This window comes from Streptomyces sp. B5E4, assembly GCF_039871555.1.
Lineage (GTDB): Bacteria > Actinomycetota > Actinomycetes > Streptomycetales > Streptomycetaceae > Streptomyces.
The window spans coordinates 1-16,142 of record NZ_JBDPMI010000020.1 but is presented as its reverse complement, the minus strand read 5'-3'; the positions used below and the strand labels follow the sequence as shown (position 1 = coordinate 16,142).

Annotated in this window: 10 protein-coding genes and 1 pseudogene; 4 read left to right on the top strand and 7 right to left on the bottom strand. The window is 74.0% G+C overall.

What is annotated here, in order from left to right; genetic code table 11:
- The first annotated feature begins 27 nt into the window (after positions 1 to 27).
- Positions 28 to 1,038 carry an NAD-dependent epimerase/dehydratase family protein gene (locus ABGA99_RS23550; RefSeq protein WP_347583384.1) on the top strand — a complete coding sequence of 337 codons (1,011 nt, stop codon included), beginning with the start codon at positions 28 to 30 and terminating at the stop codon, positions 1,036 to 1,038.
- A gap of 257 nt (positions 1,039 to 1,295) precedes the next feature.
- On the opposite strand, the gene ABGA99_RS23545 is transcribed toward ABGA99_RS23550, so the two are convergent.
- From ABGA99_RS23545 to ABGA99_RS23525, 5 genes and pseudogenes are all read right to left on the bottom strand, one after another.
- A complete protein-coding gene (locus ABGA99_RS23545) occupies positions 1,296 to 3,728 on the bottom strand; it encodes a PQQ-dependent sugar dehydrogenase (protein ID WP_347583407.1) in 2,433 nt (810 codons plus the stop codon).
- 107 nt (positions 3,729 to 3,835) lie between these two features.
- Positions 3,836 to 6,241 (bottom strand): ROK family protein, encoded by a 2,406-nt coding sequence (locus tag ABGA99_RS23540; protein ID WP_347583383.1) that lies wholly within the window; start codon positions 6,239 to 6,241, stop codon positions 3,836 to 3,838.
- Between the two features lie 230 nt (positions 6,242 to 6,471).
- Positions 6,472 to 7,606, bottom strand: a pseudogene (locus ABGA99_RS23535) (glycoside hydrolase N-terminal domain-containing protein).
- Positions 7,607 to 7,787: 181 nt separating this feature from the next.
- Positions 7,788 to 9,071, bottom strand: a complete 1,284-nt coding sequence (locus ABGA99_RS23530) for a glycoside hydrolase family 71/99-like protein (RefSeq protein ID WP_347575003.1) — start codon at positions 9,069 to 9,071, stop codon at positions 7,788 to 7,790.
- Positions 9,072 to 9,264: 193 nt separating this feature from the next.
- Positions 9,265 to 9,723 (bottom strand): Lrp/AsnC family transcriptional regulator, encoded by a 459-nt coding sequence (locus ABGA99_RS23525; protein ID WP_347583382.1) that lies wholly within the window; start codon positions 9,721 to 9,723, stop codon positions 9,265 to 9,267.
- Between the two features lie 62 nt (positions 9,724 to 9,785).
- On the opposite strand from ABGA99_RS23525, the gene ABGA99_RS23520 reads away from it, so the two are divergent.
- Positions 9,786 to 10,484, top strand: coding sequence for an AzlC family ABC transporter permease (locus ABGA99_RS23520; RefSeq protein ID WP_347583381.1), 699 nt, complete (start codon positions 9,786 to 9,788; stop codon positions 10,482 to 10,484).
- Entirely contained in the window at positions 10,477 to 10,812 is a 336-nt protein-coding gene (locus tag ABGA99_RS23515; protein WP_347575006.1) for an AzlD domain-containing protein, read from the top strand. Before ABGA99_RS23520 ends, ABGA99_RS23515 begins: the two co-directional genes overlap by 8 nt.
- 181 nt (positions 10,813 to 10,993) lie before the next feature.
- On the opposite strand, the gene ABGA99_RS23510 is transcribed toward ABGA99_RS23515, so the two are convergent.
- Together ABGA99_RS23510 and ABGA99_RS23505 are read right to left on the bottom strand one after the other, a co-directional pair.
- A complete protein-coding gene (locus ABGA99_RS23510) occupies positions 10,994 to 13,747 on the bottom strand; it encodes a glycoside hydrolase family 97 catalytic domain-containing protein (RefSeq protein ID WP_347583380.1) in 2,754 nt (917 codons plus the stop codon).
- A gap of 103 nt (positions 13,748 to 13,850) precedes the next feature.
- Positions 13,851 to 15,500 (bottom strand): metallophosphoesterase, encoded by a 1,650-nt coding sequence (locus tag ABGA99_RS23505; protein WP_347583379.1) that lies wholly within the window; start codon positions 15,498 to 15,500, stop codon positions 13,851 to 13,853.
- Positions 15,501 to 15,560: 60 nt separating this feature from the next.
- Between ABGA99_RS23505 and ABGA99_RS23500 the strand changes: the two genes are divergently transcribed.
- Entirely contained in the window at positions 15,561 to 15,911 is a 351-nt protein-coding gene (locus tag ABGA99_RS23500; protein WP_347575009.1) for a metallopeptidase family protein, read from the top strand.
- Positions 15,912 to 16,142: the final 231 nt, after the last annotated feature.

Here is a 16,142-nt window from a genome sequence, read left to right as displayed (position 1 = left end):
GGGCGGGATCGGTGCTTGGGTGCGGGGATGGACATTCTCGTGCTGGGCGGTACGGCCTGGGTGGGCCGGGAGGTGGCGCGGCTGGCGCTCGCGCGGGGGCACCGGGTGACGTGCCTCGCGCGCGGCGAGAGCGGCGGGGTGGCGGACGGTGCGGAGCTGGTGGCCGCCGACCGGCGGGAGCCCGACGCGTACGACGCCCTGCCGGCCCGTACCGCGGACCGCCCCTGGGACGCCGTGGTCGAGGTCTCGTGGCAGCCCGGCTTCGTCCGCGGCGCCCTCGACGCGCTCGCGGGCGTCGCCCGGCACTGGACCTATGTCTCCTCCGGCAACGTCTACGCCACCCACCACCGGACGGGCGCCGACGAGTCCGAGCCGCTGATGGAGCCCACCGACCTCGACGAGGTCGACCGCGAGCTGTACGGCGAGGCCAAGTCGGCCTGCGAGCGGGCCACCCGGGCGGCGGTCGGCGACCGGCTCGTCATCGCCCGCGCCGGCCTCATCGGCGGCCCCGGCGACCACACGGGCCGTACGGGCTACTGGGTCGCCCGCGCCGCCCGCGACCCCGAGGCCCCCCTGCTCGTCCCTACGGGGCCCCACCTGTCGACGCAGGTCGTGGACGTCCGCGACCTGGTCGCCTGGCTGCTCGACAACGCGGAGTCCGGCGCCACCGGCACGTACGACACGGTCGGCCCGGTCGTCCCGCTCGCCGACTGGATCCGGCTCTCCCGGGAGGTCGGCGGGCACACCGGTCCGGTGGCTGCGGCCGGTTCGGCGTGGCTGCGGGGGCAGGGCGTGGAGCAGTTCATGGGCGCCGAGTCGCTGGCGATGTGGCTGGACGAGCCGGGCTGGGAGGGCTTCACGGCCCGCAGCGGCGCGGCGGCGGTGGCGGCGGGGCTGACGCACAGGCCGCGGGCGGAGCTGCTGGCGGACACGCTGGCGTGGGAGCGGGAGCAGGGTCTTCACCGGCCGCGCCGGGCGGGGTTGAGCCCGGAGCGGGAGCGCGAGCTATTGGCGGCGCTGGCGGCGGCGGAAGCGTAGGGGCTGCGCGAGCGGCGGGGTGCGTCCCCTGTCGTACGGAGAGTCCGTTGTCGGTGGGGCGGCCTACCCTGGGGCGGGTGCGCGGGGGACGTATGCGCGGGAGACGTAGCTGAACGGGATCAACGGACCGCGTCGGCTCGGCAAGCGGGCTGCCCTTGCGGGCCGGCCCGGGGGGCGTCCGGCCGGGGAGACCGGCACGGTGCGCTCCGCCCAGCCGGGCGCACCGTGCCGGCCGGTCATCGGCCCGTCCTCTCCGCCTACCCCGTCCTGAAGGTGAAGGCGTCGATGTCGAGCAGGTTCCCCTGCCCGGTCGGTCCCGCGAACCGCAGGTAGAGCGTCGTCGCCCCCGGCGGCGCCGCGCTCAGCGGGGCGCTGACGTCCTGGTAGTTCTCCCAGCCGCCGGTCGGCGGGACCGTCAGGGTCCCGAGCAGACCGCCGGTCGGCGAGCCCGTGCGGACCTCGATCGTGCCGCCCGGACCGCCGGAGGCGACCCGCGCGCTGATGCCGGTCACGTCGTTCAGCGCGTACGGCTCGAACGACACCCAGTCGCCGTTGTCCGTGAACCCGACCGTCGCGCCGCCCTCCGCGCCGCCGTGCCCGGCGATCTGGATGCCGGACATCGCGCCGAAGTGCTCGGCCTGCCGGTGCCGCGGCTGGAGGGTGCGGGTGCTGGTGCCCGTCAGCCCGCCGGAGTCGGTGTACTCGGCCTTGAAGACGCCGTACAGGTTCGCCGCGGTGTCGTGCTCGCCGTCCTCCGGGACGCCGATGGTGCCGCTGCAGCCGTTCGACGCGGTGATCTCGTGGGTGTGGCTGTCGTGCCCGAGCGCGTACGCGACCCGCACCTTGGCGCAGTCGACCGCCCCGTCCTCCGGGTCGCTCGCCGCCACGGTGAACGGCACGTCGTCGCCGAAGGAGAACAGCCGCCCGTCACCCGGCGTCTGCAGCGTCACCGTCGGCGCCGTGTTGCCCGCGGTCACCACCAGGCTCGCCGTGCCCGTCAGGCCCTCGGGGTCGGTGACGGTGAGCGTCGGGGTGAAGGTGCCGGCGGAGGTGTACGTGTGCGAGGGGTTCGCCTGGTCCGAGGTGGCGCCGTCGCCGAAGTCCCAGCGGTAGGTGAGCGCCCCGCCCTCCGGATCCGCGCTGCCCGCGGAGCTGAACTGCACGGTCAGCGGCGTGCCGCCCGAGGTGCGGTCGGCGGCCGCCCGGGCGACCGGGTTGCGGTGGGACCCCGCGAGGTACTCGATGCGGTACAGCGCCTGGTTGCCGCTGCCGGAGCCGTAGTCGAGGACGTAGAGCGCACCGTCCGGGCCGAAATCGGTGTCCATGACCTGCGTGCCGTCCCAGGGGAAGTCCTCGATCAGCCCGGGGGACCCGTCCTGGCCGACCTCGATGGCCTTGATCCACTGCCGGCCCAGCTCGCCCGCGAAGTACCGGCCGTCCAGGGACTCGGGGAACTTCACGTCCGAGTCCAGGGCCGGGTCGTAGCGGTAGACCTCGCCGCCCATCGGGGACTCCGAGCCGCCGCCGAACTCCGGCGGGCTGCCGGCGTCGCCGCCGTAGCGGATCCAGGCGGGCTTGGCCGCGGGGAGCCTGTCCTGCCCGGTGTTGTGCGGGGAGTTGTTCACCGGGCCGCCGGCGCAGTCGTACTTCGCGCCCGAGGGGCCGTTGGGGAACGTGAACTCGTTGTACGTCTCCGCCGCGGTGTTCGTGCCGGTGCAGTACGGCCAGCCGAAGTTGCCGGGGCCCGTGATGCGGTTGAACTCGACCTGGCCGCTCGGCCCGCGGTTCGGGTCGCTGCCGCCGGCGTCCGGGCCGTAGTCGCCGAGGTAGACGACGCCGGTCTCGCGGTCGACGGACATCCGGAACGGGTTGCGGAAGCCCATCGCGTAGATCTCGGGACGGGTCCCGGGCGTGCCGGGTGCGAAGAGGTTCCCGGACGGGACCGTGTAGCCGTCGGCCGTGGGCTTGATCCGCAACACCTTGCCGCGCAGGTCGTCGGTGCTGCCGGAGGAGCGCTGGGCGTCGAACTGCGGGTTGGTGCCGGCCCGCTCGTCGATGGGGGAGTAGCCGCTGGAGGCGAAGGGGTTGGTGTCGTCGCCCGTGGTCAGGTACAGGTTGCCCTGGGCGTCGAAGTCGATGTCGCCGCCGACGTGGCAGCACTGGCCGCGGTCGTTGGGCACTTCGAGGATGACCTTCTCGCTGCCCGGGTCCAGGGTGTTGTCCGCCCTGAGCGTGAACCGGGAGAGGTTCAGGTGACCCTTCCAGCGCTCGAAGTCGGCGGGGGTGCCGGTGACGGGCGCGTCGCCGGGCGGGGTGTCGAGCGTGGGCGAGTAGTACAGGTAGATCTGCCGGTTGGTGGCGAAACCGGGATCCGCGGCGACGCCCTGAAGGCCCTCTTCGTCGTGGCTGTAGACGTCGAGTTTCCCGGCGACCTTGGTGTTGCCGGCCGCGTCGGTGACCCGGACCGTGCCGTCGCGGGCGGTGTGCACGACCGAGCGGTCCGGCAGCACGGCCAGCGACATCGGCTCGCCCATCTCGGCCGGTCCTGAGGCGAGTTGGACGTGCTGGTAGTCGCCGGGGGGTATGGCGGCCGCGTCGCCCGCGGCCGGGCTGCCGGCGGCGACCGCGCCGCCGCCGAGCACGAGCGCGAGGACGGCCAGCAGCCGCGGGGCACGGCCGGGTCTGTCCACCCGTCTCGGCCGGGACCGGCGGTGGGGGGTGCGTCTCATCGGGTTCCTTCCCGGTACGTGAGCGGTGACGGTTCGTACGAGGGCACAGGGGCCCCCGGTCGTACGGTTCACAGGGCCCTGAGGGCCGTCCCGCCGCGCAGCCTCGGCGTGAACGCGGCGTGGAAGATCGTGGAGGCGGCACCCACCGCGGCGGCCTCGGGACCGAGCACCGACCGCTCGACGTCGACGTGGCGCAGCCGGCGGGCGGTGGGGAAGTCGTTGACCATCTCGCCGATGTGGGACAGGTACAGCGGGGCGGCCGGGTCGGTGAAGAACGGCCCGCCGAGGACGACGAGGTCGATGTCGAGCAGGTCCACCAGGCTCGTGGTGCCCTGCCCGACGGCCCGCGCCAGGTCCCGTACGGCGGCGGTGGCGGCCGGGTCGCCGGCCGCGGCGGCCTCGGTGACGGCGCGGTAGCCGGCGGTGGTGCCGGCCAGCGCGGCGTCGAGGGGGAAGCCGTGCCGGGCGGCGAGCCGGGAGAGCCCCAGCGGGGGGTTGCACTCGGGCAGCACCTCGGGCCGGCCGCCGGGCTCGGTGCGGCCGAGCGCGACGGCGCACAACTGGCCGAACTCGCCGGCGTTGGCGCTGGTGCCGCGGTGCAGGTCGCCGTTGAGGTAGAGGCCGGAGCCCACGCCCGTACCGAGGTAGACGTACGCGAAGTCGCGGGCGCGCCGGTCGCGGCCGATCCACCGCTCGCCCGCCGCCGCGGCGGCCGCGTCCTTCTCCATGATCAGCGGGCACTGGAAGTGGTCCTTGAGGAGGTAGAGCAGCGGCAGGTCCGTCCACACCGACATCAGCGGCGGGTCGAGCACGGTGCCGGAGTCGGTGTCCACGGGGCCGGGGACGGCCACGCCGATGCCGAGGAAGCCCCCGGGCCGTACCGCGCCGCGGGCGTCGGCCAGTACGCCGCGGCCGAGTTGGGCCACCTGCCTGACCAGCACGTCCGGGTCGGCGGTCGGCTGTACGGGCCGGGTGCGCTCGGCGACGATGGCGCCGTCCAGGTCGATGACGACGGCGGTGAAGACCTCCGGGTCGATGTGGATGCCCACGGCGTGCGCCGCCTCGCCGCGCAGCCGCACGGGCGTGCGCGGCTTGCCGGAGGTCGCCTGGCGGCGGTTCTCCTCGACGAGGATGCCGCGGGCCAGCAGCGAGCGGGCGATCCGGGACACGGACTGCTGGGTCAGCCCGGTGCGGTGGGCGATCTCGCCGCGGGTCACGGTGCCGGCGAGGCGGACGGCCTCGATGACGACGCACTCGTTGAACGAGCCGAGGTCGATGTGGTTCGCGCCCCCGGCGGCCTCCCGCCGCCCCGCCCCCGCCCCGCCCCCGGAGCGGCTTCGGGGGCGGGGCCGGGCGGCGTGGCTGGCGATGGACTCGCGCAGCCACTGCAGTGGCTCGCCGGCGGGGCGCCGGGCGTACGCCTCGACGGCGCCGGCGAGATCGAGGTAGACGCGGCGGGAGGACTCGGGGTGGCGGGAGCTGTCGAGGGCGACGAGGGCGCGGAGGTAGCTGCGCCAGGTGCAGGTGGCGGGGATGCGGTGGAGGGTGGCGGGGGGCGAGGCTTCGGGGCGGATGACGGGGGGCGGCTGCGGGGGTTCGGGGGAGGCCGCGCGGGCGGTCGCCGGGCCGGCTGGGCGAAGGGCCGCGGGCGGGGCGGCCGGTGGGGCGGTCGCCGGGCCGGATGCACGGGAGGCGGCGTGCGCGGGTGCGGCGGGCGGGAAGGGGTGCGGGTGGTCGTCCGCGGGGCCCGCGGTCCAGAGCGTCAGCGCGTGCAGCTCGATACGCGGATGCCGACTGCGGGCCTTCGTGAGGAACGCGGCGAGCGCGCGGTGCGGCGCCGGCGGGCGGCTGGAGGCGACGGTGCCGGGCAGCGCGTCGCAGGCGCGGTCGAGCCGGGCGAGCACGTCGGCGCCGACGGCGCTGGCAGCGGGCCGCGGCTGCGCCGCGGAGCCGGGGCGGGCGCCGGCGAGGAGCACGGCGCCGTGGGCGTCCGCGTACAGGCCGACGACCCAGACATCGGAGCCGGGCAGCGGCGGTTCTGCGGGCGGGTGGTCCGACCAGCGGCGCCGGATGGCGGCGACGGTGGCGTGGGACAGGCCCAGTTCGCGGCCCACGGCCCGGGAGGCGGCGGCGCCGTCGCTGGCGAGGAGCGTACGGGCGATGACCTCCGCCTCGTCGACGGTGGCCGGCCGCCCGGGGCGGGCGCGGTGCCGCAGCCCGGCGATGCCCTCGTCCGCCCACTTGTGTCGCCAGGCGCCGACGGTCTGGCGGGAGACGCCGAGCCGCCGGGCGATGTCGGTGTCCCGCATGCCCTGCCCGGCCAGCAGCACGATCCTGGCCCGCAGTTCGAGCGCCCCGCCCTCGGCCGCCCACTGCCGCAGCAGCCCGGTCTCCTCGGCGGAGGGCCGGGTGGCGGGTAGCGCGGCGGAAGGCAAGGGGGCAGCGGTGACGGTCGCCTGCTTGTGGGGGTGCATGGCGTGGCCTTCCTGTCCAGCTCGGTGCCGCACATGTAAAACCAGGTGTGTTATTAAGTCAACGCCCCGTTTCCTTCTCTTGGTTGCGTGCCTGTAAAAGGCCCTGGTGAATTGTCAGGGGAATGAAAAGACGCCGGGCGCAATGCTGGAAAGAAACGGCCTGACAACCGCCCCCCCCCGGGGCCCGGACCCGCGGCGCACATCGCGGGCCCGGGCGGCACGCGGCCGGTTCAGCCGAAGGTGTACGTCTGGCCCGCCACCGCGTCGATGACCTGTTCTCCGCCGGGGAGCAGGTCGCTGCGCAGGGTGAGTGGGCGCGTGCGGCTTGCGTGCAGGGCGATGCGGGTGGCCCGCCCTTCGGCCCAGGTGATGTCGAGCGTGGCGCCGCCGCGGGCGCGCAGGCCGCGTACCGAACCCGAGGGCCAGGCGCCGGGGAGGGCGGGCAGGACCTCGATGGGGCCGTGCTGGCTTTGCAGCAGCATTTCCGCGATGCCGCCCCGGGTGCAGGGCGAAGAGGTGGGAGACGTGGCGGTGGTCGTTGTTCTGGTCGTCCAGGTCCGCCTTCCACTCCTGCAACTGGCCCCACGACCCGATCCGCAGCCCCGGGTCGAGGGCGGCGAGGGACTGCTCCAAGCGGGTACGGAAGTCGGGGCTGTCGCCGAGGGTCTGCGCCGCCTCCAGGGTGTTGGTCAGCAGGTCGTACACGATCTGCTGCGACATGGAGCAGCCCGCGGTGACCCGCCCCGGCTGGCTCGCCGTCAGCCGGCCCACCGCCACCGAGTCCGGCTGGGAGACGAAGTACTCCCGGCGGTGGTCCGCCCCCTGGTGCGCGTACGCGACGGCGGCCACGCCCTCGGCGATGTCGAGGTCGCGCCAGTACGAGCCGTCGGGACCGCCGGGCGCCGACGGGTGGTCGAGCAGCAGCTCGCCGAGGATCTGGTACGCGCCGAAGCCGTGCTTGGACTGGCCGAGCTGCTGCGCGACGGTCTCGGGGCTGAGCTGCCCCTCGGCGTCGAGCCGGTCCTGCACGGCCTTCAACGCGCCGGGCCGCGGATCGCGCCAGTTGCCGAAGTCGTAGCCGCCGCCGGAGCCGGGGCCGCCCGTCCACAGCGTCTTCTCGTTGAGCGTCAGCCGTTCGCCGGCGAGCGTGCCGAACACCCCGACGCCCAAGGCCCCGTTGCCCAGCGGCAGTGACTCGCGCTCCCAGTCGGCGGCGGGCTTGTCGTACCAGAGGCGCCAGGCGGCGCCGGGGTCGGCCGCCGCGCGGCGGGCGGCGTACGCCAGGGCGGGGGTGCCCAGGGTCAGCGCGCCCGCGGCGGCGAGCGCGGATTTCACGGTGGTCCTGCGGGTGACGCCTCCGGACATGTCCACTCACCTCGAAGGTCGTTCGTGCGACGAAGGGACTCGGGTGGTGCGGGCGCCGGGCCGCGGCACCGGGGCACGGCGCCGGAGCCCGGCACCAGGACGCACGGGCGCGGGCGCGCGGACAGGGGCGCCCGCCGGACCCGCCCGCGGGGGCGGTACCGGCGGGTCCGGCGGGGCGCGCTCAGAGCCGGGGCGGCGTGGGCCGGTCCGGGGTGAGGGCGAGTTCGCCCTTGAGCATCCGGCCGCCGTCCGCGGTCAGCCGCAGGTAGTAGTCCGAGGAGCACGACGTGCCGTCCTCGTCGAGCGCCCGGATACCGGAGCCGGACGGCACCTGGGCCGCGTTCTCCGCGGTCTTGGCGATCTGGTTGGCCTCGTTGTACTCGTCGAACATCGAGATGTAGAAGCCGGCGACCTCCAGTCGGCACTGGTGGTAGAACTGCCGCCACATCAGGTCGCCGTGGGCGCGATGCCCGCTCTGCAGGTCGCCGGGGATGATGCACGGCTGGTAGTCGATGCCGTGGGCGTCGCAGTCGGCCTTGTCGGGGCCGTTGACGTTGTGGGAGAAGTGGTCGGCCCCGCCGACGTCGGAGATCCGGCCGACCATCCACGGCGAGATCATGTGGAAGGCGTGGTAGACGTCGAGGAAGCCGGGGCGCGAGTCGGACTGGCCGGTGCGCCAGTGCGTGGGTACGCCGCCGATGACGTAACAGCCCTGGTTCTTGAACCAGTTGACGACGTCCAGGCAGGGTCCCGGCGTGAAGGGGCGGCCGTCGTCGTTGAAGCCGAAGCCCCAGATGCACACGACCGGCTTGCCGTTCTGCCTCGCGTACGCGCCCGACGAGGTGTACGCGCGCATCTTCGTCGTCCAGTCCTCCTTGATCTGGGACTGCATCTGCGTCCAGGAGGTGACGTCGTACATGATGTAGAACTTCCGGCCGTGCTTCTCCGCCGCCGCACGCACCTTCGCGGCCATGCCGTCGCGCGTGGCGCCCTCGCCGCCGAAGGGGTTGAAGCGCTGCAGGGCGGCGGTGTCGCAGCCGTTCTCGGCCATCCAGCGGAAGTGGGTGTCGACCGTCTGGTCGTCCCAGGAGGAGAACAGGGTGGCCGGGCCGCCGCCGTTGAGGTTCGCGTAGGCGGTGGGGTACGTGCGCGTGTACTCCCGCATGTCCGGCCAGGACGCGATGGTCGTGTTGTCCGGGGACGGCGGCCGGCTCATGTCGCGGCTCCAGTGCCACCAGCCGTTGATCGGCGCGCCGTCGCCGGGGCAGGCGAACCAGCCCTGGTAGCCGACGGTCACCTTGCCGACCACGTCGCCGACGGGGCTCGCCGCGGGCCGCGCGCCCGTCTTCGCGGCCGCCGCGGGCTCCTCGGCGGCGCCGGCGAGCCGGGTGGAGAACACGCCGCCGGCGGCCGCGGCGGAGGCGGCGGTGCCGGAGAGAACGAGCTTGCGTCTGGAGATCGTCACGAGGGCTTACCTCACGTTCGGGTCTGCGGTGGGGGAATTCCCGGCGGCGGCGAAAGGTGCCGCGCCAAGGGACGCGAGCCGTAACGTAGTCGGGCGTCAGTCGGGGAGCAAGAGATCCGACGAATGGAATTCGATTTCCCGGCTCATTTCCCTGTCAGGCCATTTATTTGACGAAAGCGGGCGCGCCGGGAAATCAATCCACGACCTTGATCTTCTTCATCGTGGGCTGCGAGATGACCCGGGCGACGCCCGGGATCCCGATGATCTTCCCGGTCTGGAACTGCTCGTACGCCGCGTAGTCCGCGACCAGCACCCGCAGGAAGTAGTCCGGCGTACCGAAGACCCGCCGGAACTCCACCACCTCGTCGTACGCGCGGATCGTCGCCTCCAGCCCGGCGAGGGTGTCGAGGTCGCTCACCGACACCTCGATGGAGACGATCACTTCGAGCCCCCGCCCGGCCGCCTCCTCGTTCACCCGTGCCCGGTAGCCGGTGATGATCCCGGCCTCTTCCAGCCGCTTCACCCGCCGCAGGCAGGGCGGCGGCGTGAGGCCGACGCGGCGGGCCAGCTCGACGTTCGTCAGCCGGCCGTCCTGCTGGAGCTGGCGCAAAATTTCGCGGTCAAGCTCGTCAAGTTTTCTTTCATTGCCCATAACCTCACTTTAGCGCCACAATCCGCAACCATATGAGCCGCATATGTTTCTAGGATCGACGCATGCCGCACCAGCTACGCGCCGACCTCTCCCGGGCGCTCGCCGACTCCGGGTCCGTCGGGCTCGGCGCCTTTCCCATGGGCGTCGCGTTCGGCGTCCTCGTCGTCCACTCGGGCCTGGACTGGTGGTGGGCGAGCGTCTTCTCGGGCCTGATCTACGCCGGTTCGCTGGAGTTCCTCTTCCTCGGCCTCGTGCTGGCCGCGGCGCCGCTCGGGCAGATCGCGCTGACGGCGTTCACGGTCAACTTCCGGCACGTCTTCTACGCCCTGTCCTTCCCCCTGCACCGCCTCCGCGGCCGCGCGGCCAGGGCGTACGGCACCTTCGCGCTCTCCGACGAGGCGTACGCCGTCACCGCGCACCCCGCCGCGCAGTCCTATCCGGGGCGCCGCGTGCTGTGGCTCCAGGTCTTCATCCACCTCTACTGGGCCGGCGGCGCCACGACCGGCGCGCTGCTCGGCGCCGCCGTCCCCGCCAGCGTCGAGGGACTGGACTTCGCCGTCACCGCGCTCTTCACCGTGCTGGCCCTCGACGCGCTGCGCGACCGGCCCGGGCTCGCCGTACCGGCGCTGGCGCTGAGCTGCGCGCTGGCGGCGCGGTTCGCCGTGCCGGGCGGGCAACTCTTCGCCGCGTTCGTGCTGTTCGCCGCCGCGCTCCTCGCCCGCTACGCCGTCGAACGGCGCCGGGAGGACGCACGTGCCTGACACTCCCGCCGCCGGGTACCTGCTCGCGGCCGTCGCGGTCGCCGTCGCCGTCACCTGGGCGCTGCGCGCCCTGCCGTTCGCCGCGCTCGCGCCGCTGCGGTCCAGCCCGCTCGTGGCGTACCTCGACGCGGCGATGCCCGTGGGCGTCATGGTGATCCTCGCCGCCTACACCCTGCGCCCTCTCACGCCGCGCGACCCCGGTGCGGCGTGGCCGACGGTGCTCGCGCTGGCCGCCACCGTGGCCGTCCATCTGTGGCGGCGGAATGTGCTGCTGTCGATACTCGGCGGCACGGCGGTCCATGTGGTGCTCGCCAGTGCGGTGTTCTGAAGCCCTCCGACGTCTGTGCCCGGCTTGCCCCGGTGGAAGGGGAATCGCCAGGAGAAAAGTGCATTGCTCTCGACTCCCCGGTAAGGAACGGGCTTTGCGGGCCCGTCCACCTCCCGGCGCCTCCCGGCACGTGAAGCGGCCCGGCGGACAGGTCCGCCGGGCCGCGAGGGGGTCGTGCCACTCAGCCGCAGGCGACCTTCGCGTCCGCCCAGTCCGCGTGGTCGTAGCTGATGCCGTCGCCGCCGTCCGCCACCTCCAGGGTGAGGAGGTCCACGCCGGTCACGTCCGCCGTCACCGGCTGTGCGGCGTCCGTGCCGCGCAGGGTGCCGGTCGCCGTCAGCTCCGTGTCGTCGCCGAGGACCCGGAAGCTCACCGAGCCGCGGTCGCCGACCTCGTCGTCCACGCCGGCCTGCGCGGCGAAGGAGGTGCACGCGCCGCCGAGGTAGACCGTCACGCGGGACGGTGCGTGCGCGCCGAGTCCCTTGGCGTACGTCGTGCCGCCGACGGTCAGCGGCGCGCCGTCGCCGGCGCCGTCGTCGCCGACGCTGGTGTCGATCTCGACCGGGCCCCAGCCGTTCGTCGCCGTGAGCAGGTGCAGGTCGCCGACGTGCGCGTCGCCCTGCGGCACCGGCGGGGCGACCAGCACCCGTACGGCCTGCTCGACGTGCACCCGGGGCTCCGCGGGACCCGCCCCCGGCGCGCGGTACTGCGCGACGACGGGCACGTCCACGTACCCCGGCTCCGCCGACTCCGGCACCCGCACCGTCCAGGTCCCCGACAGCGCCTGCCCCGGCCGCAGCGCCGGGCGCGTCACGTCCTCGCCCGCCGCCGTCCAGCCGGCCCGCGGCCGGGCGCCGAGGGTGACGTTCCACAGCGTCGCGGACTCCCCGTCGGCGGCGGCGAAGCGGCCGGTGACCTCGATCTCGTCGCCGGGCGCGACGGTCGAGGTGTCCGGGGTGATCGCGAGCCCGGTCGCCGGCGTCGTCCGTACCGGCTCGTCGCACGTCGTCCGGCCGCGTTCGGCGGCGCAGACCTGCGCCACGAACCCGCCGTTCTCCGCCACCGGCACCGTCAGCCGCGCGTCGGCGTCGACCCTGCGGGTCTCGCGGGCCAGCCCGTCCGCGCCGTCCGTCACCAGCTCCACGAGCAGCCGCTCGCCGTCGTCGGCGCCGAGCCGGCCGAGGTCCACCTCGGCGGTGCCGGCCGCGCCCGCGTGGATGCCGCCGACGAACCACCGGTCGCCGGCGCGCCGCGCCAGCACCGCGTCGTCGCCCGGCCGCCCGCCGAGGTAGCGGGTCTCGTCCCACACCGTGGGCAGTTGGTCGAGCACCCGCTCGGCCTCGGGCAGCGTGGCGTACGTCTCCGGGCTGTCCGCGGGGTGCTGGAGCCCGGACTCGTACACGACGGGCAGCGCCAGCTCGTGCGCGTCGCTGTGCGTCCTGTTGGTCATGGAGAAGGTGGCAGGCGTGACGTCGGCGGAGCCGACGACGTTCCGGGTGAACGGCAGCATCGTGTTGTACGTGGGCGTCAGCGGCTGGTTGAAGGAGTAGTACTCGTGCCCGCGCACCGCCTCGTACGTCATCAGGTGCGGCCAGGTGCGCTGGAGGCCCTTCGGCAGCGTCGCGCCGTGGAAGTTGACCATCAGCTTGTGCTCGGCGGTGGCGGCGAGCACGTCCTCGTACCAGGCGTGCCTGCCGACGCCCTCGGGCTCGCCCCCGCCGGAGTTCATGAAGTCGACCTTGACGCCCTTGACGCCCCAGTCGTTCAGCTCGCCGAAGACGGTGTCCATCTCCTCGGGAGTGTCGACCTCCCACCAGCGGAACCAGAGCAGGACGTCGACGCCCTTGGTGCGCGCGTACCGCACCAGCTCCGGCACCCACTCGCGGCTCCAGCCCTCGTCGACGAGCGTGTACTCCCAGCCGTGCGCGGCCGCGTAGTCGACGTAGTCCTTCTGCCGCTCGAAGTCCCGCGGGCTGTCGTGCTCGACGAGCCAGGACCAGGAGACGGTGCCGGGGCGGATCCAGGAGGTGTCGGAGAACTCGGCGTCCGGTGCGAGGTCGCTGACGAGCGTCGACTCGGTGACGGTCGCCAGGTCCCCGATGATCGCCGTACGCCACGGGGTCACCAGATCGCCGGGCGAGACGACCTCCGCCTCGGCGAGCGCGACGTCGTACGCGCCGCCGCCGGCGGCGTGCGCGAGCTTGCTGCCGGGGTACGTGGAGTCCATGCCGGACTCGGTGAGCAGCACGTACTCGTCGGCGGAGTCGGCGGCGACCTCGAAGAGCGCGGGGTAGCCGTAGTCGTCGGCGGGGGCGCCGCCCGCGGTGGTCTCGCCGCGTACCTCCTCGTACCAGGAGGTGTGCGGCAGCAGCCAGGCGGGCGCGTCGGCGGGCAGCCGGTAGCCGCTCGCCTCGCCGGTGACGACGGTGCCCTTCGAGTCGGGCAGTTCGTAGCGGAACGCGACGCCGTCGCGGGCGACGCGGACGACGAGGTCCATGCGGACGCCGCCGTCGCCGCGCAGCGCGAAGCGGGACTCCGTCATCGGGGAGTCCACGCGGCGCTGCTTGCCGGAGGTCATCTCGTACCGCTCGCGGACGTTGCGGTCGTCGCGGCCGAGGAGTTCGAGCCCGCGGGTCAGGTCGGCGTCCTCGGTGCGCAGGCCGAGTGGGGAGTCGGGGAGGACGTCGTCCTCGCCGCGCCGCACGGTCAGGGAGAGGGCGCCGGTGGAGTCGTCGCGTACGACGTCGGCGGTGAGTTGATCTTTGTTGGTCTGTGGTGCGGCCACGCTCCAGACATCGGAGGTCGTTGCCGTACGGGTCGGGGAGTCGGATAGGGGTGTCGCCGCGGCGGGCGACAGCCAGGCAGTGGCCAGGACAGTGAACGCGGTCAGCATGGTGCCGGCCGGCCGCCGTCCCAGCGGGCCGAGGATGGGCACGGGTGCTCCTTACACATCGGATGAGCAGGAGGAACCGATGAACTGACGTGTTGCACTCTGTTGGTTCGCGTCTGGTTGAGTTAATTCTTGTGAGGGAGGGCTGTCAAGAGTCCTCGCCGGGGGCGCCCGACGGGTCCGCCCCTTCGGCGCCACCGGGCCGGTTCTCCTCGACGAGATGGCGGCTGACCTCCGCCGACGTCAGCCCCAGCCCGCCCAGCGTGATCTCGTCCCACGCCTGCAGCCTGCGCGTACTCCGGTCGAGATAGAGCACGGACGCGCTCACCTTCTCCGGTACGTCGTCCTCCACCGCACGCAGCCCGCCGCCGCCCGCCGAGCCCTCGACCATCAGCCGCGTGCCGTCGGGCAGGTCGTGCTGCTTGCGGTGGTGGCGGTGGCCGGCCAGCGCCAGCGGCACGAGGCCGTCGACCTGCTCCAGCGCCACCGGGTTGTGCGCGACGGCCAGGTCCGCGGGCCGCCCCCGGTCCCGCAGGTCGGCGAGCGCCGCGGCCAGCCGCTCGCCGACCGCCGTCTCCGCGGGGTCGCCGGCCGCGGCGACGGAGCGGTCCGGGGTGAACTGCGGATCGCCGATGCCCGCGATCCGCACCCCCGCCACCACCACCGACTCGCCGTCGTCCACGACCCGCGCGTTCTTCTGGCGCTCGACGGCGGCCTGGGTGGTGAGCGAGTCGTGGTTGCCGCGCACCCACACGTACGGGACGCCGAGCGTGGCGATCGGGTCGAGGTAGACGTTCTCGGCGGCCGAGCCGTGGTCCATCGTGTCGCCGGTGTCGATGACGGCGTCCAGCTCGTACTGGTCCACCAGGGAGCGGATGATGCCCCAGGCGGCGGGGTTGAGGTGCATGTCGGAGACGTGCAGGAAGCGGACCGTGGAGGGGTCGGGCCGGTACGCGGGGAGGGTGGAGGCGGCGTCGTACAGCTTGCTGACGTTGGTGACCAGGCGGGCCAGCTCCTGCTGGTACACGTCGAACTCGGTGACGATGCTGCGCGCGTCGCCGATGACGCTGGGCGCGCTGGTCAGCAGCCCGGAGTACTTCGGCTCCAGCACGGACTTGGGGTTCCACGTCGCGAACGCGGCGGCGCCGGAGGCGGCCAGCAGCGCGAGCGCCAGCCCGCCGGCGGCCAGCGCGCGGCGGGGCGTGCGGTAGACGGTGAGCCCGAGCGCGGTCGCCCCGACGAGGGCCGCACCGCCGGAACGTACGCCCAGATCGAACGTGCTGTTGCGGATGTCGGCGGCCACCTCGTCCTCCAGCCCGGAGAACTCCTCGGGGTGCGCGACGAGCGCGCGGGAGCGGTCCGGGTCGAGCCGCTCGACCTCGACGTCGAGGCGGAGGAGGGCGTCGTGGCTGTCCATGTCGATGGCGCCGAGCGGCGAGACGCTGATGCGGGTGTCGCCGGTGACGGACGGCGTGAGCGCCATCCGGGTGTCCATGGGCCCGACCGACGTCTCGACCCCGCCGACGACGAGCAGTCCGAGCCCGGCCCCGACGACCGTGACGGAGGCGAGGCCGAGGGCGCGCGCGGAGGGGTGGGGGCGGTGGACGAGAGACGGCTCGACCCGGCGGCGCCGGGGCGCGCGCGGGGGGCGTGCCTGCCGCGCACGCCCCGCCCGCCACGCCCGGTCGGCCAGTCGGCGGACGGCGGCGGAGAGGCGGCGGACACGGGCGGGCGCGCGGCGGAGCCGCTCGAACAGGGCGCGGACGGGCGAGACCGCAAAAGGCACTTCGCGGGCCATTCGCAACGTATGCCCGGTGTGACCCGTCGGTATTCCGCGGCCTGACGCAGAATGGGCCATGTGCTGGACATGTCGAACGAGGAGTTCGAGGAACTGGTCGCGCAGGCGCTCGACCGGATCCCGGCGGAACTGACCCGCCTGATGGACAACGTCGCGGTCTTCGTCGAACCCGAGCCGCCGCCGGACGACCCCGGCCTGCTCGGCCTCTACGAGGGCACGCCGTTGACGGAACGCGGCGAGTGGTACGCGGGCGTGCTGCCGGACCGCATCACGATCTACCGCGGGCCGACGCTGCGGATGTGCGAGTCGCGGGAGGACGTGGTGGCGGAGACGGAGATCACGGTGGTGCACGAGATCGCGCACCACTTCGGGATCGACGACGACCGGCTGCACGCGATGGGCTACGGCTGAGCCGCCCGCCCCTCCGCAGGCCGGGGACCCGCCCGGTTCCCGCCGGGCCTCCCGCCGGGCCCTGAGGGCGTGCGGGGCTGATCCGGGGTCAGGCGGAGGGGAGTTGGGGGAAGGAGCCGCCTGCGCCGGCCGTGGTGCCGCCGCCCGTGTCGTCGTCCGTGGGCGTCGGGGTCGGGGTCGGCGTGGGGGTCGGTGTCGGGGTGGGCGCCGGGGTGGTCGGGGCCGGGGTCG